The organism is Tardiphaga sp. 619_E2_N8_4, from assembly GCF_051810905.1.
GTDB classification, from domain to species: domain Bacteria; phylum Pseudomonadota; class Alphaproteobacteria; order Rhizobiales; family Xanthobacteraceae; genus Tardiphaga; species Tardiphaga robiniae.
Genome location: NZ_JBPWQJ010000001.1, coordinates 4,220,989 through 4,245,708, shown reverse-complemented (window position 1 = coordinate 4,245,708; position 24,720 = coordinate 4,220,989). Strand labels below are relative to the sequence as shown.

Below are 24,720 nucleotides of genomic sequence, written 5' to 3'. Positions count from 1 at the left end.
TGTGCGCTCTTTGGTATCGAAATCATCAACTCAAGCGATCGATCGTGCGAACATCATGGCTACTTCGCTCCCGATGGCGCAGCGCTCGGGCTGGCTGGAGGCGGCGTCTGGCCAATCGGTGCCTGCGGATTGCCTTGGCCACCCGCACCACCTGAATTCTGGCCGCGCTTGCCACGACGCTCGCCAGCATCATTGCCCTTGCCCCCGCCACGCTTACGTGGTGCCAAGTCGGCGGTCGGCTCCTGATCGTTGGTGCCGACAGACACCTTCGATCCTTCTGCGAGATTGGCAAAGCCCGTGGTGACAACACGCTCGGTCGCCGACAGGCCCTTGGCGATGACGGCCGTGGTCTCGTTCTGCTGCGTTACGGTGACCGGCACCGCCTTGACGATGTCGCCCTCCTCGATCACGTAACTGAACGTACCGGCGGGACCGCGTTGTACGGCCGAGGTCGGCACCACCATCGCATCCTTCAGGGTCTCGACCTTCAGCCGCACATTGACGAACTGACCGGGCCAGAGCTGATAATTCGGGTTCGGGAATTCGGCCTTCAGCTTCACTGTGCCGGTGGTTGTATCGACCTGATTGTCGATGCCGGTGAGCGTACCGGTGTCGATGACGGTCACGCCGTCATTGCCGAACACATCGACCATCAGCGTGCCCTTGGCAGCAGCGGCGTTGGCGCGAACGATTTGCTGCTGCGGCAGGCTGAACAGTACTGCGATAGGCTGCAGTTGCGTGATCACCACGAGGCCCGTGGTATCGGACGCGTGGATGATGTTGCCCTGATCGACCTGACGCAGGCCGGCCCGGCCAGAGAGCGGCGCGATGATCTTGGTGTAGCTCAGCGTTGCGGCGGCATTGTCGATGGCAGCCTGATCGGCATTCACCAGAGCCTCCTGCTGGGCAACGAGAGACTTCTGGGTGTCGGCCTGCTGCTTGGAGCCGGCGTTTGACGTTGCGAGCTGCTGGTAGCGGATCAGGTCGAGCCGCGCATTGGCAAGCGTCGCCTCGTCCTGCGCCTTCTTCGCAACAGCCTGATCGTACAGTGCCTTGTAGAGCACCGGGTCAATCTCGCCGAGCACATCGCCAGCCTTGACGTCCTGACCTTCCTTGAAATTGACCTTGATCAGTTTGCCGTCGACCTGCGCGCGCACGGTGACGTTGTTCAAGGCCTTCACCGAGCCGACGCCATCGAGATAGACCGGCACGTCCTGGATCTTCGGCATCGCCGCAAGCACCGGCACCGTCATCATGTCCGGCCGGAAACCGCCGCGGTTGGCAGTCTGACGCTGCTGGAAGGCGTTCCAGCCGATATAGCCGAGCCCGCCGAGGATCAGCAGCGTCACGGCGATCGACACAGTACGGCGGCGCGCCTTGCCGGCGACCTTGGCGACACCATCGCCCGTCGCTTTCGCGGCCTCTTTCAACTCCGGCTTAAAGAGCATTGACCGGTCTTTCCATTTTCGGCTCCCAGCCGCCCCCCAGCGCCTGATAGAGGCTGATGATCGCCTGCAGTCGCGCCAGTTGCGCCTGCGACAGGACATCTTCCGCCTGGAACAGCGTCAGCTGGGTGTTTAGCACAGTTACGATGTCAGCGGTTCCGGCGCGCAATTGCTGCTCGGACAGCTCGAAGGCCCGCCGGGACGCCCGGACCACCTCACGCTGCAGCCGCAGCCGCTCGGTGGTCTGGCGAATCGCGACCAGCGCGTTGTCCACGTCGGCAAAGGACTGCACGACCGTCTTGCGATAGGTCTGCAGGAGCTCGTCCTGCTGTGCCTGGGTCAGCTCGAAATTGCCCTGGATGCGCCCGCCATCGAAGATCGGCTGTGTCAGGCCGCCGACGAGGCTGAAGAAGGCGGCATTGGGTTGGAACAGCGAGGCCAGCGCTGCGCTCTGATAACCGCCCGAGCCGGTCAACTGGATACTCGGAAAGAACTGCGCCCGGGCGCTGCCGACATTGGCCGTGGCCGAGGCCAATTGCGCCTCCTGCCGGCGGATATCCGGCCGCTGGGTTAACAGCTCTGACGGCAGGCCGGGCGTGACGCGCGGGGCTGCGATATTGTTCAGCGACCCGCCGGCCACGCGCACGCTTTCAGGGGGGCGGGACACTAGCGTCGCGAGCGCATTGACGTTCTGCGCCAGCGTGGTCCGCAGCGGCGGCACCGCAGCGCGCTGATTGGCCAGCACGCTTTCCTGCTGCGCGACATCGAGATCGGTGCCGGTGCCGGCACTGAAGCGCTGTTTGATCGCATCAAGGATACGCTGCGCGCTGGCGATGTTGCGCTCCGCTGTGCGAATGCGGTCCTGCGAGGTCAGCACCTGGAAATAGGCATTGGCGACAGCCGCCATAGTGGTTAGCGCCACCACGTCGCGGTCAAAGCGATTGGCCGTCGAGGTTTCTTCCGCAGCCAGCGCCGCGTCGCGGTTCTTGCCCCAGAAGTCGATCTCATAGCTGGCCGAGAGCGAGGCAGAATAGGTCACCACCTCGCGGCCGCCATTGGTTAGGCCGCTAGAGCTTGAGCCCGAGGTCCGCGAATAGGTCTCCTGCCCGCCGCCGCTCACGCTGGGCAGCAGCGCTGCGCCGGTGATTCGTGCCTGCGCATCGGCCTGCATGATTCGCGATGTTGCCGCAGCGATATCGAGGTTGACCGTCTGGGCCTCCTCCATCAGCTGCGTCAGTTCCCTGGAGCGAAAGCCGCGCCACCAGTCCAGTGTCGGCGTGGCGCCGTTCGGATTGGCCAGCCGTGCCGCCTTATAGCCCTCGGGAATATCGAGGGCCGGATCAGGCAGATCCTTGGTCAAAATGCAGCCTGCCGAACTGGCAGCAACGGCAAAGGCGACGATCGAACGCCCAATCTTTTTCGCGAACACGAGATTCACCGCACGAACATCCGGACAAGGCTCCGCCGCGCGCGCTTTGCGCCGAGATTCGGGGCGTTGGAGTATGCAGCCTGAGACACGTTCACCGGGTGATGCTGGTCAATGAAGCGAGCCCGCATTCTAGCGGCCCAATCATCCTGCGGACAGTGTTCTTACGTGTCGCAACGTGCAAGCGACACGAATGATGGATGCCCGCAAATGAGTGGATTTGCACAGATTCTCCCGATTTTGTGGGGTTTTTTGGTCCCTGACAGAAGCGCCGGCAGGTCAGGCTTACGAAGATTTCATGTGTTCATTTGTTGCTGACATCCGGATTGCGTTCACCTGCGCCGTCGACGCCATTTTGAAAGCCGCTGGGGATGCCAACCGTGACCTGGATGAACCGTTTGCAGGGCATTGCCGACGATGACGCCAGGGCGCTCGCGGCGCGAAAGCGCCTCGACCAGATTCAGGGCGAGCACCGCACCAGGTTCTGCGACGCATGGACTGGTTATTGGATCAAGGGTGCATACGCCTGGTGTCGCGTGAAGCAAACCATGCAAGAAATACCCGCTTGGCGAGCAAACAAGGCCGCGCTTATACTCCTGCAAAATCGTCCGCGCGTTGACCGAATTTCGCAGCGCACAAAGACGATCCTGTTCGACAAAAGAGCGGCGGCCACATCCTTCCATGCGACTTGAATTCGGGCACAGAACCACGAACTCCCCTGGATCTGCACATGTCTGATCTGATCGTTCTCACTCCGGAAAATGTCGACAAGGCGCTGCCCGATCTGCCGCGCATCGTCCGGCTGGCATTGGGCTTCGGCTCACGTCTGCGCCGCGGCACGCTCGACGTGACACTTCCCGATGGCCGGCGTGTCCGCCTCGGCGGCATGGAACCTGGTCCTGCCGCGGAGATGACGATCACCAGCTATGCGTTCGCGTCGCGTCTTGTGAATGGCGGCGATATCGGCATCGCGGAAGCCTATCTACACCGCGAATGGGACACGCCGGATCTCACGCAATTCCTGTATCTGTTCTGCGTCAATCACGATCTCATTCAGGTGATGCTCGGCAACAATCCGCTGATGCGCTTCGTCCAGATCGTTCGTCACTGGTTCAATCGCAACACCAAGCGGCAAGCTCGCAAGAACATCTACGCGCACTACGACATCGGCAACGCGTTCTATTCTGCGTGGCTCGATCCGAGCATGACCTATTCGTCCGCGATTTTCGAAGACGGTACGCAGGATCTCACGGCCGCGCAAAACAACAAATATCGCCGGCTTGCAGAAGCAATCGATCTGAAGCCCGGCCAGAAGGTGTTGGAGATCGGCTGCGGCTGGGGTGGCTTTGCCGAATATGCCGCGAAAAACTACGGCGCGCATGTCACCGGTCTCACCATCTCGACCGAGCAACGCGATTTCGCACGTAAGCGGATGCAGGACGCGGGCCTTGGCGACAAGGTCGAGATCAAGTTTCAGGACTATCGCGACGAACGTGGACAGTATGACCGCATCGCTTCGATCGAGATGATCGAGGCCGTCGGCGAACAGTTCTGGCCGCAGTATTTCTCACAATTGCGCGACCGGCTGCTGCCCGGCGGATTGATCGGTATCCAGGCCATCACGATCCAAGACAAGTTCTTCCAGACCTATCGGCGCGAGGTCGACTTCATTCAGCGCTACGTCTTTCCCGGCGGCATGCTGCCGTCGCCGGAAATCCTGAAATCCCTCGGGGCCAGATACGGCGTTCCTGTCATCAAAGAACGCATATTCGGACTGGATTATGCCAAGACGCTGGCGACCTGGAGAGATAGTTTCCGCGCGGCCTGGCCAAGCCTGACGCCGCTCGGTTTCGACGACCGATTCCGGCGGCTCTGGGAATACTACCTGGCCTATTGCGAGGCCGGTTTCCTGTCGGGGAATATCGACGTTCGCCAGGTCGTATTCGCAAAAGCCCCATAGTCCGCGCTCTGGACTTTCCGCACTGCGGCACCAGATCTTGAGGCCAGACCCTTCCCTTGTCTGGCCCGGCGGCCTCCACTAGGGTCGCCGCGAGATCGACAACCCGAGCGAAGAATTTCAGCACCATGACCTTCAACAAAGACGTCGTCGAGGCGATCGGCAACACGCCTCTGATCAAGCTGAAGCGCGCATCCGAACTGACCGGCTGCACCATTCTCGGCAAGGCCGAATTCATGAATCCCGGCCAGTCGGTGAAGGACCGCGCGGGCAAATGGATGATCCTTGAAGCCGAGAAGCGCGGCGATCTGAAGCCCGGCGGTCTCATTGTCGAGGCGACTGCGGGCAATACCGGTATCGGTCTCGCCGTGGTGGCGAGCGCGCGCGGCTATCGCACGCTGATCGTGATCCCGGAGACGCAGAGCCAGGAAAAGAAAGATATGCTGCGGCTCAACGGCGCCGAGCTGATCGAAGTCCCCGCGCTGCCGTTCGCCAATCCGAACAACTATCAACATGTCGGACGACGGCTCGCAGATCAGCTGCGCAAGACCGAGCCGAACGGCGTTCTGTTTGCCGACCAGTGGAACAATCTCGACAATGCCAAAGCCCATTATGAATCGACGGGCCCCGAGATCTGGGAGCAGACTGGCGGCAAGGTGGACGGCTTCATTTCGGCAGTCGGTACCGGCGGCACGCTAGCCGGCACGACCCGCTACCTGAAGGAAAAGAACAACAACATTATTACGGCCTGCGCCGATCCAAATGGCTTTGCGATGTATAACTGGTTCAAGCATGGCGAAGCCAAGTCCACGCCCGGCGACTCCATCACGGAAGGCATCGGGATTGGCCGCGTGACGCCGGTCATCGAGACTGCGAAGGTCGATACCGCCTTCTTGATCCCTGACGAGGAAGCCGTCGCCGTCATCTACGACCTGCTCCAGCACGAAGGCCTCTGTCTCGGCGGCTCGACCGGAATTAACATCGCCGGCGCGATCCGTCTCGCGAAGGAGTTGGGCCCAGGCAAGACCATCGTCACCCTTCTCTGCGACTCCGGCGGCCGCTATCAGTCGAAGCTGTTCAATCCCGACTTCATGCGCAGCAAGAACCTGCCGGTGCCGGCATGGCTGGAGACGAAGAGCGATATCTCGGTGCCGTTCGAGAAAGTCTGAGGCGCAAGGCCTCAGCGGAGAATCTGGCTCAGGAACAGCTTTGTCCGCGCATGCTGCGGATTGGCGAAGAACTTGTCCGGTGTATTCGCCTCGATGATCTGACCGGCATCCATAAATACCACGCGGCTGGCGACTTCCTTGGCAAAGCCCATCTCGTGCGTGACCACAAGCATGGTCATGCCCTCGCTGGCAAGATCGACCATGGTGTCGAGCACTTCCTTGACCATTTCCGGGTCCAGCGCCGATGTCGGTTCGTCGAACAACATCACCTTCGGCGTCATCGTCAGCGCCCGGGCGATCGCCACACGCTGCTGCTGGCCACCGGAGAGCTGACCGGGATAGGCATTGGCCTTGTCCGGAATGCGCACCCGCTCCAGATATTTCATCGCCGCAGCATCGGCGTCCTTCTTCGGCATATGCCGTACCCAGATTGGCGCCAACGTGCAGTTCTCAAGCACGGTCAGATGCGGAAACAGATTGAAGCTCTGGAACACCATCCCGACATCGCGTCTGATATCGTCGACGCGGCGCAGGTTAGGGCCGAGTTCGATGCCGTCGACCGCGATGCGGCCTTCCTGAAACTCCTCCAGCGCATTGATACAGCGGATCAGCGTCGATTTGCCCGAGCCCGACGGCCCGCAGATCACGATGCGCTCGCTGCGGCCGACCGCAAGATCGATGTCGCGCAGCACGTGGAAATCGCCGAACCATTTGTTGAGGCCGGCAACCGAGACGATGGGATTCACGGATACGGACATGTCACCTCAGCTCCGTCGATGCACATTGAGCCGATGCTCGACGAATAGCGAATAGCGCGAGATGCCGAAGCACATCACGAAATACATGATGCCGGCAAAGGCAAAGCCGGTGAACAAGGTCGTCGGCGTCGACCAGTTCGGATCGGCAAAGGATGCGCGTAGCTGACCTAGCAGATCGAACAGCGCGACGATGGACACCAGCGATGTATCCTTCAGCAGCGCGATGAAGCTGTTGACGAGGCCGGGAATGACATGCCGCAGCGCCTGCGGCATCACCACCAGACGCGTGGTCTTCCACCAGGACAGGCCCAGCGCACTTGCCGCCTCCGCCTGACCGCGCGGGATCGCCTGCAACCCGCCGCGGATCACCTCGGCATTGTAGGCGCCGGCAAACAGCGCGATGCCGATCAGCGCACGCACCAGGCCATCGACAGTGAAATTGCCAGGCAGGAACAGCGGCAGCATGTAAGTGGCAAAGAACAATACGGTGATCAGCGGCACGCCGCGCCAGAATTCGATGAAGGCAATCGAGAACAGCCGGATCAGCGGGATGGTCGAGCGTCGGCCGAGCGCCAGCGCGATACCAACGGGCATCGACGTCACGATGCCGGTGATCGAAACCACCAGCGTCACCAGCAATCCCCCCCAGAGCCGCGTATCGACGATCGGCAATCCGCCACGATCAAGCCGCAGCAGGGCGATGACGACGGCGATGCCAGCGAAGACGGAGATACTGTTGGCCAGCGCACGCCAGCCGCTGCGGAAGTGGCCGTTCAACAAGAAGATAAGTAGCGAGACAATGATGGCGGTTGTCGTCAGTTCGAACCAGACAGGTTTGCCATGATTGACGCCTTCGTTGCGTAACCACTCAAACGGCAGCGCGACGAGTTGCAGGCCGTCGCCGAATGCTACGACGCCGTCGCCTATCAGCGTCAGCGGATAACCGATGACAGCTATATCGGACAGAAGGCCCACGCCCTTGAGCCGGCGACCCACATCCGTGATGTGGACCGCGACGGTCGACAGAAAATCCGCGGCCCAACTGATTCCGAAGCCATTGATGCCACCGCCATACAGCAGGAAGAACGCTACGACAGGGAAGGCAAGGAAGAACAGTCCGGCATTCACGCTCTTCGCGGGTAGACGCGGGATCAGCAGCGGTAGAAGTAATAATGCACCGAGCAAGAATGTCAGGTTGACGCGCCAGCGTTCCGGCTCCGGATAGAAGCCGTAGATGAATTGTGTGAACTTGGCCTGCACGAACGGCCAGCACGCGCCCACCGGGCGACCGACGTTCTCCGGCAGACACGCGGTGCGGTCCGTGCCCCGCCACACCGCATCGACCAGCAGGAACTTCACCGTCGGCGCGATGGTGAACCACAGCAGCAACAGGCTGACGACAGTCAGCAGAATATTGGTCGGTGAATTCAGCAACCGTGTCTGCACAAAGCCGACGAAACCCGTGCTGCGCACTGGAGCGGCGCGCTCTGTAACCAGTTCTTTTGCAACGAAGCTGGTGTCGCTCATGCGCCCATGCTCCGCGAGATCCGCCAGCCATAGGCGCTCATGATGGCGCTAGTGACCAGTGAAATCACGAGATAGACCGCCATTGTGATGGCGATAATCTCGATGGCCTGCCCGGTCTGGCTCATGGTCGTCCCGGCAAAGACCGAGACCAGATCGGGATAGCCGATGGCAACAGCCAGCGACGAATTCTTGGTGAGGTTAAGATACTGGTTGGTCAGCGGCGGCAGGATCACGCGCATCGCCTGCGGCACCACGATCAGCCGCAGCGTTGCACCCCGGCTAAGTCCAAGCGATGCGCCCGCTTCGGTCTGTCCTTTATGCACCGACTGGACTCCCGCGCGCACGATCTCGGCGATGAAGGCGGCGGTGTAGGTCGAGAGCGCCAGTGTCAGCGCGACGAATTCGGGAAGTACGCGCAGGCCGCCTGAGAAATTGAAGCCTCTCAGTACCGGATACTCAAACGTCACAGGTTTGCCGAGTACGAGCACCGTCAGCAATGGCAAGCCGACCAGCAAGCCCAAGGTCATCGGCCAGACGGCTATTACACGCCCCTTGGCGAAGAGCTGCTGTCGCGCATAAACGCGCAACACCAGCGCGGCGATGATCGCAACGATCACAGCGACCGCGAACGCCGTGAAAGCCTCCGTCCCGATCGGCTTTGGCAATCCAAAGCCGCGATTGCTGAGAAAAAAACTGTCCAGCAACGAGATGCTCTGCCGCGGCTGCGGCAGTGTCGCGAGCACGGCGAGATACCAGAAGAGGATCTGGAACAGCAGCGGCAGGTTACGGATCAGTTCGACATAACCGCCTGCGATCCGCGCCAGCAGCCAGTTCGGCGACATCCGGCCGAGCCCGACGATGAAGCCGATGATGGTCGCAAAGAATATGCCAATCAGCGACACGACCAGCGTGTTCACGAGGCCGACAAAGAACACCTGCAGATAGGTGTCGGATTCCGAATACGGGATCAGCGCCTGACTGACCGCAAAGCCCGCGGTGTTTGACAGGAATCCGAAGCCGGATGCGATCTTCTGCGCGGCCAGATTGGAGCGTGCATTCTCGACGATCTCATAGCCGATCCAGACCAGCGCCGCGACAAACACGATCTGGAGCACAAAGCCGCTCCAGCCCGCCTGCCCGCCCAGCACACGTCGCAGTTTTGCAGCGAGTTGCAGCGGCGGTTTTCTGGCTTCGGTCGATGTCGCCACGGGCGATGATGCGCTCAGCGGATCGGCGGTGCGTATTGGATGCCGCCCTTGTTCCAGAGCTGGTTCAGTCCGCGCGAGATCCCTAGCTTCGAGCCTGCGCCGACATTACGGTCGAACACCTCGCCGTAATTGCCGGTCGCCTTGATGATGCGCGCAAACCAGTCCTTGGTGAGGCCCAGCGTTTCACCGAGATTGCCGTCGGTGCCAAAGATACGCTTCAGCTCCGGCCTGTCGGATTTTGCCTGGTCATCGACGTTCTTCTGCGTGATGCCGAGCTCCTCCGCATTGATCATGGCGAACAGCGTCCAGCGCACCACATCCAGCCACTGATCATCGCCATGGCGTACCAGCGGGCCGAGCGGCTCCTTGGAGATCACTTCAGGTAACACTGCGTGATCGGCAGGCACGGTGAGCTTCAGGCGTTCCGCATAAAGTTGCGAGAGATCAGCGGTGAAGACGTCACAGCGACCGGACTCATAGGCTTTGATAGTCTCGTCGGCGGTCGAGAACGCGATCACTTCATACTTCATGTTGTTGCCCTTGAAATAGTCGGCAACATTCTGCTCGTTGGTGGTGCCGGTTTGCAGGCAGATCGAGGCGCTGTTGAGCTCGAGTGCCGAGTTCACCTTGAGCGCCTTGCGAACCAGAAAACCCTGGCCGTCATAGTAGTTGATACCGGCGAAGTTCACGCCAAGCGACGTATCGCGCGACAGGGTCCAGGTCGTATTGCGCGACAGCACGTCGATCTCGCCGGACTGCAAGGCAGTAAAGCGATCCTTCGCCGAGAGCGGCACATATTTCACCTTGGTGGCATCGTTGAAGATCGCGGCCGCGATGCCGCGGCACAGGTCGACATCGAAGCCGACCCAGTTGCCCTTGTCATCCGGCGCCGAGAAACCAGGCAAGCCCTGGGTGACGCCGCAGGACAGCATGCCGCGGTCCTTCACGGTCTTGAGCGTCTGCGCAGATGCGCCTTGCGCGGTCAGACTGGCGGCAAGAGCGAGAGAGAACATCAAGGTTGCGCGTTTCATGTAAGGCCTCTTTGGGGACGTCAGGACGCTCGGTCGACGCAAAGAATTGAATGACGAGCCTACGGATCAGTTCCATAGCCGTGAATGGCCCGACCGGAAAGGCGAACGACAGCAGAGACGATCTAAAAAGACCGCACGAATCAGCAGGAAATCGCAGATTTCGCGGCAGGCCCCCAACGTGCCGCGGGGGATCGCGAGGTCCGCAACAGAGAACGATCAGCCAGCCGGGTCAAGGGGTTGACGGCCATCCGCTGTGTCCTCTTAGTGACGGAACCAGCCATTCGGCAACCCAGATGCCAATGGCCTTGCAACACCTGCAGACCGGCGGCCCCATTATGACAGCTTCGAACGATAATCACGGCACCACCTCGCTCAACACGGACACCGTGATCGTCACCGCTGGCCGCGACACCAAATCGCAGCGGGGCTTCGTCAATCCGCCGGTCGTGCGTGGCTCTACGGTGTTGTATCCGACCGCCGACGACCTCCACGCGCATCGCGGCGAGTTTCAGTATGGCCGCCACGGCACGCCGACCACCAAGGCATTGCAGGAAGCGTTGATGGCGCTGGAAGGCCCGAAATGTGCCGGCGTGGGGCTCGTGCCATCGGGCCTCGCCGCGATCTCGACCGCCCTGCTCTCGGTGCTCAAGGCCGGCGATCATCTCCTCGTCAGCGACAGCGCCTATCGGCCGACACGCAATTTCTGCAACGGCATGCTGGCACGCTACGGCATCGAGACCACCTATTTCGATCCGCTGATCGGCGCCGGCATTGAAGCGCTGTTCAAATCGAATACCCGCGCCGTCCTGGTCGAAGCGCCGGGCTCACAATCCTTCGAGATGCCGGATGTGCCTCTCATTGCCGGCATTGCGCATGCGCGCGGCGCGCTGGTGCTCGACGACAACACCTGGGCCACGCCGCTCTATCATCGCTCGCTCGAACAGGGCGTCGATATCAGTATCCAGGCGGCGACCAAATATATCGGCGGCCACTCGGACATCATGTTCGGCACCATCTCCGCCAACGACGCAGCGTGGCCGCTGATCAGCGAAGGCATCAGGCTGCTCGGGACATGTGCAGGCCCGGACGACGTCTTCCTCGCGCTGCGCGGACTACGCACTATGTCGGTACGCCTCGCGCATCATCAGCGCTCGGCGCTGGAGATGGCCCGGTGGCTGGAGACACGCCCCGAAGTGCTGAAGGTGCTGCATCCCGCTTTGCCCAGCCATCCAGGCCACGCCATCTGGAAGCGCGATTTCACCGGCGCATCCGGCCTGTTCAGCATCATCCTGAAGCCGTCGCCGCAAAAAGCGGTCGATGCCCTGCTCGACACCGTCAAGCTGTTCGGCATGGGTTACTCCTGGGGTGGCTTCGAGAGTCTCGTCATCCCGTTCGATTGCTCGGATTATCGGAGCGCGACGACATGGGCACCCGGCGGTCCGGCCCTGCGGTTTCATATCGGGCTGGAAAGTGTCGATGATCTGAAGGCCGATCTGGAGCGAGGCCTGGCGGCGTTCAATGCGGCGCTTTGATCGGTGAGGACGCCAGACGAAGACGCTCAGCTCTCGAGCGTCTTCGATCCGCTGCCGCGGTTCTTGATGATCAGCATGATGTTGCGGACATAGATCACGGTGGCGAAGGCCTGGCCGAGGATGATCACCGGCTCGCGCTTGGCTATGCCGTAGATCAGCGTCATAAACCCGCCGGCCATGGAGAAGAACCAGAAGGCCATTGGCACCACGCTCTGTCCGGCGCGTTCGCTGGAAATCCACTGCACGAGAAAGCGCGCGGTAAACAGCAGCTGGGCGATCAAACCAAAGGCGAGCCAGAAATCAAACTTCGCGACGAATACGTCGTAGATATAGTCGCCAAGCGCCTGACCGTATTGAATCAGCATTTATTTGAACTCGGTTGCGACCGGCGTCGTACGCTTGCGGCGGATCAGCCACCAGACGCCGGCGAGATCCATGATGCCGATCCAGAGCCGATCGAAAAAACCATAATTGGACACACCGGAATGGCGCGGCCGATCGGTGACATCGACATAAGCGATGTCGAAGCCCTCACGACGCACCAGCGCCGGGAGGAAGCGATGCAGACCATCGAAATAAGGCATCGACAAGAACACATCACGGCGGAACGCCTTCAGACCGCAGCCGGTATCACGGGTACCGTCCTTGAGGATCGCATTGCGTACGGCATTGGCGATCTTCGATTGGGCTTTCTTGAAGCCGGTATCCTTGCGGCCAACGCGCTGCCCGGCGGCGAGACCAACACGTCCGCCGCCATCCTGAATGGCCAAAATCAGGTTGGGCAGGAATGCCGGATTGTTCTGGCCATCGCCGTCCAGCGTGGCCACGATGGCGCCGCGGGCGTTGCGCACGCCGGTTCGCACGGCGGCCGACTGGCCCGATGACGCAGCGTGGTCGATGCGACGCAGGTTGGCGCGCGTTTGCATCAACTCGGCGAGCCGTGCTGGTGTCGCGTCGGTGGAGCCGTCATTGACGTAGATGATCTCATAGGGCCAGCGGCCGTCGAGCGCGGCGGTGATCTCGGCGATCAAAGGCGCGACATTGTCCTGCTCGTTGCGCACGGGCACGACAATGGAGACGTCGACGGGGGCAGCTTCGGGAGCGGACAAATCGGAGCTCATGGTTGGAGGGCGGTCCTGCGGGAACTTGTCGCAGCCGGCCCGGCGAAGACCGCTTATTATGGGGCCGCGGTCCCGCGGGCAACCCTTTTGAGATGGCCTGCGGACGGCCCTGGCAGCGGGTCGATCGTGCCGTCCTGGTGGATGGTGAAAGCCAGATGCCGGGCCGCAAACCAGTATCGCACCGTCATGGCGCCAATCCAGCCGACCAGCCCGCCGCCGACCACGTCACTGGCATGATGCGCCAGCAGGACGAGCCGACTGGCACAGATGGCGACGGCGTAGACGATCATCACCGTGCGCAGCCGCGGCCAAAGCGCGGCGACCGCGAAAGCCAATGCGAAACTCGTGGTCGCATGACCCGACGGGAAACTGGCATAGGCTGGCGTCCAGGCGAAATGCGAAAAGTGAAAGGGGTCTGCCGCGCCACTGACGAAAGGTCGGCCACGGCCGAGCATGCCTTTGATGATTTCAGCCACGAAGACCGACAGCGCGACGGACAGGAAGATGTACTGAATGCGCGTGCCGAAGCTGACAAGTACGGCGCGCGACGTGCCGTGCCGCAGTGGCGCCAGCAGGGCCAGAACGATCATAAACGCGAACAACGCCAGCAGGACATATTCGTCCTTGCCGAAGTCAGTGAAGATACGCAGCGGCCACAGGCCGGCCGTGCCCCGCGCCGGCATCAGTCCGATCTCGGTGGCATCGACGATGAACATCAGCGCGATGATGATCACGGCGGTCACGGCGCCAAGCACCAGCGAACGGCGCGCCCAATAACGAGCAGCTTCGGCACGCCGCGAATGCGACGGTGCGCGAACAAGCTGTGCGAATGACTGCCAGACCAGCGCAACGAGTTGCGACAGATAGGTCTGTGGCTGCGATTTGTCCGGGGCTACCATTACTCGGTCCCTTCGGAGCGATAGATCGCCACCGAAATCGCTTTGCCCTGCGAGAAGTTATAGCCGTCGATGCGGGTTGCCATGTTGTAGCGCAGGCCGATGGCCTCGGCGCGCATCGCGAACTGGCGCTCCGAACGCAATTCGACAAGCGCGAAGCGACAGCTGCCCTGCCCCAGGAAATCCGCCGCGCCGGCACCATCAGTGAGTTGTGTGGATGTGCCGGTCATGAACACCAGGCTCGGCTCGTGATATCCCGCTGCCGCAGCCTTGGGACCGACGCAGACCACGTTACGCAGCGCACGTGCGATCTGCACACTCGGAAACAGCGGTCGGAGCGACGGCAGCAGCACGCCATAAAAGGCGGCGCTCATGAACAATGAGGCCACAACCGCATTCAGCAACGAGCGTTCTGCGCGGGCGTTATCATACAGCCACCAGGCAAACAGGCCGAACACCAGTGCTGCGGCGGCAAATGGCCAGGCCAGAAACACCGGGTGGCGGACGATCGCGACGGCACCGATCTCGGCGACCACAGCGGTTAGCGCCGGGATCGCGAACCACCAAGCCGCGCCGCGCGCCAGCCAATTGCGCGCCAGCACCTGGCGTTCAAGCGCGCCGATGACGAGGATGGCGATCGCCGGATAGAGCGGCAGCACGTAATGCGGCAGCTTGGTCATCACGACTTCGAACACGATCCAGGATGGGATCAGCCAGGCCAGCAGATATTGTGCGCCGGGCTCGCGGCGCGCGCGCCAGATCGCCGGCGTGGCCATACCGGCCAGCGGTGCCCCGGGCCAGAAGGTGATCCAGAACAGCAGGAAATACATGCCCGGAGGCGCGCCGTGGGATTCTTGTGCAGCCAGTTTGCTCAGCATGTCGCCACCGAGCGAATTGGAGAAGAACGCTTGCCCGGACTTCAGGAAGATCGCGACGAACCACGGCAGCACCAGGAACAGCATCCAGATGACGCCGACCAGCGGCCGTAATCGCCACAGCCATGCGACCGAGCGATCCATGATCGCCAGCGCAATGATCGTCAGCCCGACGAACATCAGGATCAGCGGGCCCTTGACCAGAATGCTGATCGCCATGGCCGTCCAGAACACCGCCGGCTCCTGCCAGCGCGACTTGTCGGCCTCCTCGCCGCGCTGCCACGCCAGGTAAATTCGCGCCATCGCGCCCATCACGGCAATGACCGTCAGCAGCAGCATGGCGTCGGTCTTGGCGAGCCGGGCCTCGACGTTGAGCAAGACCGAACTGCACATGATCAACGCAGCCAGCACGGCGCCGCGCCGCGCCAGGAAAGCCAGCGCGGTCCAATAGGTCAGCAGCACTGCACCAATGGCGCCGATCAGCGATGGCACCCGATAGAGCCAGATGCGGACTTCGGCGTTCTGCAAGCCCAGCGCCTCGGCGGTCTCGACTACGGCCGCCTGCATCCAGTAGATGCCGACCGGCTTCTTGTAGCGGACCTCGTCCTGGAACCGGATGTCGACGAAATCGCCGGTCTCGACCATCTGCTTGGTCGCCTGCGCAAAACGCGCTTCGTCGCGGTCAATCGGCGGGATGGTGAAGAAGCCCGGCAGGAAGAACAGGAACCCGCAAATGGTCAGGAACGCGACTGCGCGGGCATGGCCGGAGCTGACGAAATCCAGCACGCGCACCAGTCTGCTGCCTGGATCGACACGGGTTTTCGGCTCGCGCGGGGCGCCAAATCGGGGTCTTGGATAGGTCTCGGCCATGCCTGTCGCATACGCTGAAACCGCCGACCGGACAACCAGTTAGCCCGTGCTTATTGGATTCTGACCACAACTGTGTCTGCGGTGCCCATGGCGTCCATGACCGTCAGCCGGACGAAACCCGGACCAGGCGGATCGACCAGCCGCTGGCGCCGGCTGTCGAGTTCCCCGGCGGCCATGCCGTTGACCAAAACGGTCATGGGCAGCACCCCGCCGGCCACCTTGACCGGTACGGCCGAAAGCTGCCCCTCGCCGCCACTGGCATCGATCCGGGAACCGTTCAGCGGGAACTGGATGTGCAGGGCCTGATCGCTGCCGGTACGGATCAACTCGCCGACCGGGCGGAACCGGCGCAGCGGCAGCGGCAATTTTGCATTACTGGCCATCAGCACGCCCTTGGGCGCCTTCGGCAACGAAGCCGGCAGCTTGCCGGTCCGGGCAAAGGCATCGAACAGGATCGGAGCCGCCGCCGTACGACCGACCAGGCCGGGCACCGGCGCGCCATCGGGCCGGCCGACCCAGACGCCGATGGTCATGCGTCCGTCGAAACCGACCGACCATGCGTCGCGATAGCCGTAGCTGGTGCCGGTCTTGAAGGCGATCCGGTTATGCGCGGCATTCTCCGGCGGCGGCGTGCCGATCAGGACATTGCCAACCTGCCAGGCTGCGACCGGATCCATCAGCCGCAACGACTCGCGATCGTCGCCGCCATTGGCCTGCATGATCTCCCGCAGCGGCTTCGAACTGCCGAGCCGCGCCACGCCCGTATAGAGCTGGACGAGGTCCTGCAGCGTAATGCCGACGCCGCCGAGACCCATGGCGAGACCGGGCGCCTCACCCGGCGGCAGCACCAGATTGCCGCCCGCCTGTTTGAGCCGTGACGACAACCGCGACGCGCCAACACGATCCAGCAGCGCAATAGCCGGCACATTCAGTGAGAGCTGCAGCGCCTTGCGCACCGGCACGGTGCCCTGAAAGCTCATGTCGAAATTCTCCGGCGCGTAACTGCCGAAGCGCACCGGCCGATCCTCGATCAGGCTTTCCGGATGCACGAAGCCATCTTCAAAGGCGAGGCCATAGATGAATGGCTTCAGCGTCGAGCCCGGAGAACGCACCGCGCGGGTCATATCGACCTGCCCGGCGCGGCGATCGTCGAAATAGTCGGGCGAACCGACATGGGCGAGCACGTCGCCACTCTCGTTGTCGACTGCGATCAGGCCGATGGAGATATTGTTGCCCAGTGCCGCGGCGCGATCACGTGCGAGGCCTTCAAGCGCCCGCTGGATGCCGGCATCGAGCGCCAGCTTGATGATGGGGCGATCCTTGTGCAGTGATGTCGCCTGATCCGCCGAATGCGGCGCCAGGATCGGCATCGGCTTGCGCAGCTTTGGCACGCTGACGGATTTCGCCTGCATGGCATCGGCAGCCGACACCCTGCCCTCGCCGACCATACGTTCGAGCACGCGGTCGCGCGCCACGCGGGCATTGCCGGGATGGCGATCAAGCCGGCGGTGTTCCGGCGATTGCGGCAGCGCTACGAGCAATGCAGATTCCGCCAGCGACAGCCGTTTGGGCTCCTTGCCGAAATAGGCGATCGACGCGGCGCGAAGACCTTCGAGATTGCCGCCGAACGGCGCCAGCGCCAGATAGAGATCGAGGATCTGATCCTTGCTCATCTGCCGCTCGATCTGCAGCGCACGGACGGCTTGTCTGATCTTCGCCGATATCGAGCGTTGCTGCCGTGGTTCGATCAGCCGCGCAAGTTGCATCGTGATGGTCGAACCGCCCGACACGATCTCGCCGCGGGTGACGAGCTGCAGCGCGGCGCGGCCAAGCGCCAGTGGATCGACGCCATGATGGCTGTAGAAGCGCTTGTCCTCATAGCCGAGCAGTATGTTGAGATAACCGGGGTCGACGGACGTCCTCGCGTCGACCGGCAGCCGCCAGCGTCCATCGGACATGGCATAGGCGCGCAGGAGCTTGCCGTTGCGATCGATAACGGTGGTGGAGATTTTGCGCGCCTGGTCGAGCGGCAAAGGGCCGAGGGAGGCCACCCACGCGGCGGTCGCTGCACCAGTCAGGACCACAACTACGGTGGCAGCGGCGACAGCCTTTCGGATAAGCCACCAGCCTCTCCTCACGTCGTGGCCGGGCTTGTCCCGGCCATCCACGTCTTGCCCACGATCCACACAAGAAGACGTGGATCCCCGGGACAAGCCCGGGGATGACGGAGTGTGTGGTGTGGACGTGCCCTCGCTCATTTCGCCTTCGCGACCTCGACACTGCCCGTCCCCGTCCGCCCGTAGCGCGACGGATTATACATGTCCTCCACATAGGCCTGCGGCAGCACGTACTTCCCGGGCGATACCGCCCGAACAATATAGGCGACGGTGAACACCGCCTTGTCGTCGCTCTTCCGGTCGATCGCCGCGGTGAAGCGGTCGTCGCGGAATTCTGTGTTCTCAGGTTCTTCGCCATCCTCGATCCAGTCCAGCGTGCCGCTGTCGCCCGACGACACTAGATGCGGATTGTCGATCTCGAAACCGGCCGGCAGATAGTCGGCCACCATGATGTGCCCGTATTCCGGCTTGGCCTCGGTGATCTTCAGCACCACGGCAAAGCGATCGTTCTGCTTGGCCTTGGTGACATCCGCGGGCTTGCCGTCGAGCGTGAAATAATTGCGCTCGATCTTGAAGCCGTTGGATGCCGCCGGCTCTGGCGTGATCGGCGAACCGGACACCGAGACGACCGCCTGCACCGGTGTGTCGCCGGTGTTTGTGATCTTGATCGGCTGCCCGGACATCTCCGCCGCCTTGTAGCTGCGATAGAGCGCGGTCTTCACAGCCGAGCCGTTGACGTCGAGCGCCAGCGTGTTGGCTTCCTTGGCCAGCGCACGCGACGCCAGCACCAGCCACGCATTCTCCTGCGTAGAGGTGAACGGCGTCAGGCCGCGCGCGGCCTCGACACGCTGGACCGCCTGCGTCAGCGTTGCACGCGGCGCATTGCCTTCGCTGGCAAGCGAGACCAGCGCCGCAGCATCGCGCAGCGCGGAGCCGTAGTCGACGCGGCCGAACTCGATGATCGGCTTCGGCGCGAGGCTTTCGACCGCTGCCGCGTAGACGCGCTCGGCACGGGCCCGGTCACCGACCAGCGCCAGTGCCGCGGCCAGCTGCGACTTGGCGATGGGCGTCGCCAGGTTCTTCAGTTTGGTGTCCGCGAGATAGCGCAGGTCGCCGATCGGCGCGGTGCCGTTCTTGGCCAGCACGTAGAGGCCGTAAGCGAGATCGCGGCCGCCGTCTTTTTCGGGCTCGTCAGCATTGACGACCGAATTGCGCACGCGGTCCAGCGCGGCACGGAACAGCACGTCCGGCACCACAAAACCCTTTTCGCGAGCGCGGGTCAGGAAGTCCGTCACGTAAGCGTCCAGCCAGGCATCGCCGCCGCCCGCCGACCACAGGCCGAACGAACCGTTCGAGCCCTGACGCGCCAGTAGTTTGTCGATCGAGTCCTTGATGCGCTGATCGACACCGGTATCCATCGCCAGATGCGCGCCGGCCGCAAGATCATTCACATAGAGGAGCGGCATCGCGCGGCTGGTGATCTGCTCGGAGCAGCCATAGGGATAGCGATCCAGTGCCTTCAGGATGGTCGCTGCATCAAGTGCTGTGGACAGGCTGACCGACAGCGAGGCGCCGCCGGTGCCCGATACGAGATCGGAGAACATGTCCGACGTCAGCGTCAGGCTCTCGCCCTTCGCGAGCGTGCGGATCGAGCGCCGCGCCAAGACTTGCGTCGCCGCCTTGACGTCGAGCACATAGTGCCGAGCCAGTGTCAGCCCGTTCGGTCCCTTGATATCGACGTCGAACTGCGCCGTGCCGGCACCGGATGCATCGATGGCCAGCGCCATTGAGGTCCGCTGCTTGGCGGCGAGCTTGATCGTCGTGGCCGGATTGCCGGTCAACTTGACGGGGCCGGAGGTCTTCACGGCAATGGTGTAATCGCCCGGTGCGCCTTCGACATTGTCGAGGTCGAAGCTCATGGTGCCTTTGTCACCGGACAGCAGGAACCGCGGCAGGGTCGCAGTGAGCACCACGGGATCGCGCACCGTGACGTCCACAGTGGCGCGGCCGAGTTTGGTCGCGGTCCAGGCCACGGCCATCACGCGCGCGGTGCCGGCGAACTCCGGAATCTCGAACTCGATCTGCGCGGTGCCATCGGCAGCCACAGTGACAATGCCGGAATATAGCGCCATCGGCTTCTGCGTGGGCGGCGAGCCCTCGATCTGCGCGCCGGCACTATCGCCGCCAGTGCGCAACTGACCGCGGGTGCCCTGCATGCCGTCGATCAACTGCCCATAGATGTCGCGAATTTCCGACGTCATGCGGCGCTGGCCGAGATAGTAATCGTCCGGCGCTGGCGGCTTGTAATTGGTCAGGTTGAGAATGCCGACATCGACCGCAGCCACCACGATCTTGGCGTCCTCGCCGGGATTGAGCCCGCCGAGTTTCACCGGCAGCTTCAGCGTCGTGCTAGGCCGGATCAGCGCCGGCGGCGACAGTGCGACGTCGAGCGTGCGTGCTTTTTTGTCGATACCGAACCACTTCAACCCGATGGCGCGGCCGGGCATCCGCTTGGCGGCGGCGTCGAGAGGTCGGCGCAGCGTGGCCACCACATAGGCGCCTGTGCCCCAGTCCTTGCCGACCGGGATCTTGATCTGCGACTGGCCTTCCTTGACCTGAATGCTCTGGGTCGTCAGCAGGCGGTCGCCGAGCACATTGATTGTCAGAAGGCCGGCTGTGCGGGCATTGACCGAAACGATCATGGTGTCGCCCGACAGATATTCCGGCTTGTCGATGGAGGTCTCCAGCAGGTCCGGCGTATCGGCGCTGCCGTCGGAATACCAGCCAACATCGAACTGCACCGAGGTGATCGGGCCGTCGGCTTCATTGGATTTCACGTCGAGCCGATAACGGCCGGGCTGCGGCTGCAGCGAGATGCGCGCGGGCACGTTGGCGGCGATGGTGAGATCGCCATCGGCGACGCGCTTCGTCGATTTGACCGGTTCATAGTCCCAGGACGAATTCTGCCGATACCACTGGTAGCGGGATTCCATTTTGAGCAATTCATAACGCAGGCCACTGCGTGCCAACGAGGCTCCCTCGGGCGATACGACCACGACGTCGAAGGCGGCGTTATCCCCTTCGGCGACGTTCTTGTCCTTGAACAGCGGCTTCACGCCGATCATTGGTGCACTGGGGGCAACCGGTAGTACGAACTTGCGCTCGACGGCACGACCGCCGGCTTCCGTCATACGGATGAAGATCTGCGCTTCCTGCGGACGGGTTGAAGACGGCGGCTTGGCGAGGCTGACCGGGAACGTCGCGACGCCATTGGCATCGGCTTCCGGCAGGCCCTCGATCGGCGTCCGCTCATTGCTGGCGCTTTCCTCGTCGGCAACGCCGAACTGGTAGCCAGCGAATCCGGGGCGGTTCGCGGCAGGGCTGACAAGCAGATCGCCTTCGAGCTGCAGGCCCGACGCGGGCGCGCCATAGAGGAAGCGACCATCGACCTTAAGTTCTACGGGAGCATCAGCTTTGATCAGCTTGTCCTTGGAAGATATATCGAATTCAATCCGGTCCGGGACGTAATCCTCGACCATGAAAGTAGTCTCACCGACCGATGGCGCCTTCGGATCGGTGAAGGCGCGGACACGCCAGGTGCCGGTTGGGACCGCAGAGTTCAGCGGCAGCGTCAGGCTGCGACCGCCTGCGCCCTGGTCAGGCAGGACGGCGCGGCGGAACTCGACGCCATCGGGGCGCTCGACCACGAGAGTCATTGGGCCCGAGGTCACGGCATTGCCCTGCCCGTCGCGCAACAGCGCGGTGAGATAGACCGTCTCGCCGGAGCGATAGACGCCGCGCTCGGCATAGACGAAGGCATCGGCACCGGTAGGAACCGCGCGGCCGGAGACGCCACGATCGCTGAGATCGAAGGCGTTCGATTTGAGACTCAGGAACGCATAGTCGTTCTTGTCGCTGGTTACCGTCAGCAATGCCGGCGACAGACCGCCCTCGCCCTTGGCGAGCCCCGCCTCGAACAGCACATGGCCGGAGTCGTCGGTCTTCCTGGTCGCAAGAATCTCGTTGTTGCGCGCGACCAGCCGGACGTCGGCCTTGGCCATCGGATCGGTCGAAGCGAGCGAATTGACGAAGACATGGATGCCGTCATTGCCCGAGAAGGCCGTGAGACCAAGATCCGACACGATGAACCACTGGGTCGCCAGCGAGCCGTCGTCATCGCCACTGCCAGACCCCGGACCCTTGGCCGCCGCGGTCATGACATAAACGCCGGGCTGCAGCTCGCCGATGGCCTGATCGACGGGGAATGCCGTGGTGACGTCGGCATTGAGCGTCGACGCCGTGGCCAGCTCGCCGGTCCAGACCTTCATGCCGCGCTCATCGCCGAGGCTCTCGAGCTGGTACTTGCTCAGTGCCGTCTGGAAGTCGCTGCCGATCACAGTGTTGATCAGATTGCGGTCGCCGATCCGGAACACGTTGACGGTGACCGCCTGGGTGTTGACCGAGACCACGGGGATACCCTGCTGGCCAGTGCGTGGCAGCACATAGGCACGGCCGGTGAAGCGCACGAACGGCTTGCGATCGCGCACGTAGATGTTGAACTCGGCCGACTTCGGCAGACTCTCCTTCACCGTCGACGGCAGACCGGCCCGCAGGTTGATATTGTAGCGCTCGCCATGCTTGAGGCCCTCGACGCAGAGCTGTTTCTCCTCGGAGGTCAATGCCGGCTTGTCGCTGCCGGCGAGCGCCAGGAACGGCGCGAAATCGACCCGCTTGGCGAGTTCTTCCGAGAACTGGAAACAGGCCCGCGGCGAGGCGGAATCCGAGTCCACTGTGTAATCGAGCAGCCGGAAGCCGTGATCGTCGCGCAGCTTCTCGTATTGACCGCGGACGTCGGCGACCTCGCGCATCTCGAGCGACAGGCGCAGCGCGTCCAGTGCCGGGCGCCACAGCTTGCGTTCTTCCATAGCCCGGCCAAGCACGGCCAGCGCCTCGGCCTCCTCGCCGGCATTGCCGGCGCGCTGATAGGCGATATAGGCCGCCGTCGCAGCGCGCTCGCGCAGGAAGGTGGTTTCGGACGAGGTTGCCGGGCGGATCTGGAAGATCGTCTTGGCGAGCCGCAGCCAGTTGGCGCTGTCATCGGGCGCAATCGCCACGATCTGGCCCAGCGTCTGCAGACCGGCGCGGAAATCCGAGCGTTTGAACGCGGCGTCGGCGTCGGTGCGCAAAGTTGCCGCGCTCTTGGCGACAGGCCCCGCCTCGCTCTTGATCTGCGCCTCGAGCTTGATCGCGGAATCCGCCAGCTCATCCCGTCGGAAAGCCTTGTCGGCCGCGTGAGCCGAGACGAAGCCGAACGCCAGCGTGGCGCAGACAGTGACGGCGCGAACCAGACCAATCATGGACAACTCCCCTGCACGGACGAATGCCGCCTGGATTCAAATGTGCGTAAAAACGGTGACGGACTCATGGCCAGCTTGTTCGCGAGTCTCTCGACCGGCGCAACGCGAGACACGGTGATTGCTGGCAACATCATGTGACGAACCCGGGTAACTCAAATCGCAGCCCCACGCGCAAGCCGCGGGCATCATGGCGGCGGGCCCTCCCGAAAGCAAAGCCACGTCACCGCCGATTGGTCGCCCCTGTGTGGGAAACGGTTCGAGCACGCGCCGACGATTTTGGTGACAGTTTTACAACGGGTCATACGCCCATGAACGCCCGGCCCGGCCCGGCCCGCGATCGCCCCCTACGCGTTTTAATCAAACGCGACACGTTAAGACTAAAAGCAGCCTGTTGGGGACGACCGGAGATCACGGGTACCCAAGTCTTCCAGCTGCGGTCAGATGGGTGCGCCTTGCGGCACCGGACGATCACGGCGATCGCCCGACCGTTCGGTCGTTCTGGGCGCATCGCATCATGATCGAACTTCTTTTGGCGACAAGTTCACTCGCGGGCCTCGCCGTCGGACTCGTCGGCCCCGTCTGGGTCATTGTCGTGACGACCGTGCTGGTCGCTGTCCTGTCCGCCGTCGTGACATGGGGCCAGGGATTTTCGGCGCTGGGCGGCGTTGCGGTCACGACCGGATGTCTGATCGCGTGCCAGATCTCCTATATGGCCGGCCGTTTCGTGACCAGGCAATACGGCTTCCCGGAGCAGCTATTTGAGGATGACGTCGACGGCGAGCCAGGCGAGACCGGCCAGCGCGGCATCTCCAGTGACAATAACAAGGACGACAAGCCACCATCGCGGCCCCCGCCGTCGGAGTCTTAGGGCCCGCCAATCTGCCGGCCCCGAAGCTGCGAAGGCATCCCCGAACGGGACAGGTATCGAAGCGACGTCGAACGCACAGACGGCTGTTCGGTTTTGGAACGAAAAGCGGATCAAGTCGGCACACTTTCTGGCTGAAATCGCGGGTTCACCGCTCAATCAGCAAGAGAAAGGCCAGCTCACCAACCGCCCAAACGCTTGAAAACCGTGTCCGAATCCGGCCAACTTACCCGGTCTGTCCAAGCCATACCGACGATGATATGACGACGCGCCGGTCCCATAGCTCAACTGGATAGAGTAACGGATTTCTACTCCGTGGGTTGCAGGTTCGAATCCTGCTGGGATCGCCACGTCATTTTCCGATTCCAATACTTTCAATGACTTGCCGTACATTATAACGCGGTAACTTTTTTCACGGTCAACGTGCCTCAATCAGAGACGCAGTCGTGGGTCTTTGCAGGATTGGCGATTGTGATCGCACTGATCACATACCGATCGTGGATTGGACAGATCGCGACGAATTTTTCAAAGCTGCGGCGGCCTTCTTCGGCGCCGCGTCGACTTCG

17 protein-coding genes and 1 tRNA gene are annotated in these 24,720 nt (G+C 62.5%); 6 read left to right on the top strand and 12 right to left on the bottom strand.

Going from position 1 to position 24,720, the window contains the following annotated elements; genetic code table 11:
• Nucleotides 1–59: 59 nt before the first annotated feature.
• Nucleotides 60–1,448, bottom strand: coding sequence for an efflux RND transporter periplasmic adaptor subunit (locus AB8A23_RS20430; RefSeq protein WP_184516709.1), 1,389 nt, complete (start codon nucleotides 1,446–1,448; stop codon nucleotides 60–62).
• A complete protein-coding gene (locus AB8A23_RS20425) occupies nucleotides 1,438–2,874 on the bottom strand; it encodes an efflux transporter outer membrane subunit (protein ID WP_439060486.1) in 1,437 nt (478 codons plus the stop codon). The genes AB8A23_RS20430 and AB8A23_RS20425 overlap by 11 nt, the downstream gene beginning before the upstream one ends.
• A 377-nt stretch (nucleotides 2,875–3,251) precedes the next feature.
• Between AB8A23_RS20425 and AB8A23_RS20420 the strand changes: the two genes are divergently transcribed.
• The 3 genes from AB8A23_RS20420 (at nucleotide 3,252) to AB8A23_RS20410 (ending at nucleotide 5,997) form a co-directional block, all read left to right on the top strand.
• Nucleotides 3,252–3,563 carry a hypothetical protein gene (locus AB8A23_RS20420; RefSeq protein ID WP_320444183.1) on the top strand — a complete coding sequence of 104 codons (312 nt, stop codon included), beginning with the start codon at nucleotides 3,252–3,254 and terminating at the stop codon, nucleotides 3,561–3,563.
• Nucleotides 3,564–3,601: 38 nt separating this feature from the next.
• Nucleotides 3,602–4,831 (top strand): SAM-dependent methyltransferase, encoded by a 1,230-nt coding sequence (locus AB8A23_RS20415; RefSeq protein ID WP_093758543.1) that lies wholly within the window; start codon nucleotides 3,602–3,604, stop codon nucleotides 4,829–4,831.
• Between the two features lie 125 nt (nucleotides 4,832–4,956).
• Nucleotides 4,957–5,997, top strand: a complete 1,041-nt coding sequence (locus tag AB8A23_RS20410; protein WP_439058409.1) for a cysteine synthase A — start codon at nucleotides 4,957–4,959, stop codon at nucleotides 5,995–5,997.
• A gap of 11 nt (nucleotides 5,998–6,008) precedes the next feature.
• Here the strand turns inward: AB8A23_RS20410 and AB8A23_RS20405 are convergent, their stop codons facing one another.
• From AB8A23_RS20405 to AB8A23_RS20390, 4 genes are read right to left on the bottom strand one after another with little or no spacing between them, the layout of a single operon-like run.
• Nucleotides 6,009–6,755, bottom strand: coding sequence for an amino acid ABC transporter ATP-binding protein (locus AB8A23_RS20405; protein ID WP_439058410.1), 747 nt, complete (start codon nucleotides 6,753–6,755; stop codon nucleotides 6,009–6,011).
• 6 nt (nucleotides 6,756–6,761) lie between these two features.
• Nucleotides 6,762–8,282 (bottom strand): amino acid ABC transporter permease, encoded by a 1,521-nt coding sequence (locus tag AB8A23_RS20400; RefSeq protein ID WP_439058411.1) that lies wholly within the window; start codon nucleotides 8,280–8,282, stop codon nucleotides 6,762–6,764.
• Nucleotides 8,279–9,490: an amino acid ABC transporter permease gene (locus AB8A23_RS20395; protein WP_439058412.1), complete on the bottom strand. Its 1,212-nt coding sequence runs from the start codon at nucleotides 9,488–9,490 to the stop codon at nucleotides 8,279–8,281. Before AB8A23_RS20395 ends, AB8A23_RS20400 begins: the two co-directional genes overlap by 4 nt.
• Before the next feature lie 14 nt (nucleotides 9,491–9,504).
• Entirely contained in the window at nucleotides 9,505–10,521 is a 1,017-nt protein-coding gene (locus tag AB8A23_RS20390; protein ID WP_439058413.1) for an amino acid ABC transporter substrate-binding protein, read from the bottom strand.
• 335 nt (nucleotides 10,522–10,856) lie between these two features.
• On the opposite strand from AB8A23_RS20390, the gene metC reads away from it, so the two are divergent.
• The gene (metC, locus tag AB8A23_RS20385) at nucleotides 10,857–12,053 is read left to right on the top strand and encodes a cystathionine beta-lyase (protein ID WP_231080654.1); all 1,197 of its coding nucleotides are present in this window, start codon (nucleotides 10,857–10,859) and stop codon (nucleotides 12,051–12,053) included.
• Between the two features lie 26 nt (nucleotides 12,054–12,079).
• On the opposite strand, the gene AB8A23_RS20380 is transcribed toward metC, so the two are convergent.
• From AB8A23_RS20380 to AB8A23_RS20355, 6 genes are read right to left on the bottom strand one after another with little or no spacing between them, the layout of a single operon-like run.
• Complete coding sequence (locus AB8A23_RS20380) at nucleotides 12,080–12,418, bottom strand: lipid-A-disaccharide synthase N-terminal domain-containing protein (RefSeq protein ID WP_089264280.1); 339 nt, start codon at nucleotides 12,416–12,418, stop codon at nucleotides 12,080–12,082.
• Nucleotides 12,419–13,174, bottom strand: a complete 756-nt coding sequence (locus AB8A23_RS20375) for a glycosyltransferase family 2 protein (RefSeq protein ID WP_120289651.1) — start codon at nucleotides 13,172–13,174, stop codon at nucleotides 12,419–12,421. It lies immediately after the preceding gene.
• A gap of 56 nt (nucleotides 13,175–13,230) precedes the next feature.
• Complete coding sequence (locus AB8A23_RS20370; RefSeq protein WP_439058414.1) at nucleotides 13,231–14,073, bottom strand: phosphatase PAP2 family protein; 843 nt, start codon at nucleotides 14,071–14,073, stop codon at nucleotides 13,231–13,233.
• Entirely contained in the window at nucleotides 14,073–15,815 is a 1,743-nt protein-coding gene (locus AB8A23_RS20365; protein ID WP_120289647.1) for an ArnT family glycosyltransferase, read from the bottom strand. The genes AB8A23_RS20370 and AB8A23_RS20365 overlap by 1 nt, the downstream gene beginning before the upstream one ends.
• 50 nt (nucleotides 15,816–15,865) lie before the next feature.
• Nucleotides 15,866–18,073: a penicillin-binding protein 1C gene (gene pbpC, locus AB8A23_RS20360; protein WP_439058415.1), complete on the bottom strand. Its 2,208-nt coding sequence runs from the start codon at nucleotides 18,071–18,073 to the stop codon at nucleotides 15,866–15,868.
• Nucleotides 18,070–23,289, bottom strand: a complete 5,220-nt coding sequence (locus AB8A23_RS20355) for an alpha-2-macroglobulin family protein (RefSeq protein ID WP_439058416.1) — start codon at nucleotides 23,287–23,289, stop codon at nucleotides 18,070–18,072. Before AB8A23_RS20355 ends, pbpC begins: the two co-directional genes overlap by 4 nt.
• A gap of 445 nt (nucleotides 23,290–23,734) precedes the next feature.
• Here AB8A23_RS20355 and AB8A23_RS20350 point away from each other — a divergent pair, with 445 nt between their 5' ends.
• Both AB8A23_RS20350 and AB8A23_RS20345 read left to right on the top strand, forming a co-directional pair.
• Nucleotides 23,735–24,157, top strand: coding sequence for a hypothetical protein (locus tag AB8A23_RS20350; protein ID WP_439058417.1), 423 nt, complete (start codon nucleotides 23,735–23,737; stop codon nucleotides 24,155–24,157).
• A 270-nt stretch (nucleotides 24,158–24,427) separates the two neighbouring features.
• Nucleotides 24,428–24,504, top strand: a tRNA-Arg gene (locus AB8A23_RS20345).
• Nucleotides 24,505–24,720 lie beyond the last annotated feature (216 nt).

Bases quoted from the DNA above. Each gene is read 5' to 3' on its own strand.
- AB8A23_RS20430 (WP_184516709.1), bottom strand. From the start codon at position 1,448: ATGCTCTTTAAGCCGGAGTTGAAAGAGGCCGCGAAAGCGACGGGCGAT.
- AB8A23_RS20415 (WP_093758543.1), top strand. From the start codon at position 3,602: ATGTCTGATCTGATCGTTCTCACTCCGGAAAATGTCGACAAGGCGCTG.
- AB8A23_RS20410 (WP_439058409.1), top strand. From the start codon at position 4,957: ATGACCTTCAACAAAGACGTCGTCGAGGCGATCGGCAACACGCCTCTG.
- AB8A23_RS20405 (WP_439058410.1), bottom strand. From the start codon at position 6,755: ATGTCCGTATCCGTGAATCCCATCGTCTCGGTTGCCGGCCTCAACAAA.
- AB8A23_RS20400 (WP_439058411.1), bottom strand. From the start codon at position 8,282: ATGAGCGACACCAGCTTCGTTGCAAAAGAACTGGTTACAGAGCGCGCC.
- AB8A23_RS20390 (WP_439058413.1), bottom strand. From the start codon at position 10,521: ATGAAACGCGCAACCTTGATGTTCTCTCTCGCTCTTGCCGCCAGTCTG.
- metC (WP_231080654.1), top strand. From the start codon at position 10,857: ATGACAGCTTCGAACGATAATCACGGCACCACCTCGCTCAACACGGAC.
- AB8A23_RS20380 (WP_089264280.1), bottom strand. From the start codon at position 12,418: ATGCTGATTCAATACGGTCAGGCGCTTGGCGACTATATCTACGACGTA.
- AB8A23_RS20375 (WP_120289651.1), bottom strand. From the start codon at position 13,174: ATGAGCTCCGATTTGTCCGCTCCCGAAGCTGCCCCCGTCGACGTCTCC.
- AB8A23_RS20370 (WP_439058414.1), bottom strand. From the start codon at position 14,073: ATGGTAGCCCCGGACAAATCGCAGCCACAGACCTATCTGTCGCAACTC.
- AB8A23_RS20365 (WP_120289647.1), bottom strand. From the start codon at position 15,815: ATGGCCGAGACCTATCCAAGACCCCGATTTGGCGCCCCGCGCGAGCCG.
- pbpC (WP_439058415.1), bottom strand. From the start codon at position 18,073: ATGAGCGAGGGCACGTCCACACCACACACTCCGTCATCCCCGGGCTTG.
- AB8A23_RS20355 (WP_439058416.1), bottom strand. From the start codon at position 23,289: ATGATTGGTCTGGTTCGCGCCGTCACTGTCTGCGCCACGCTGGCGTTC.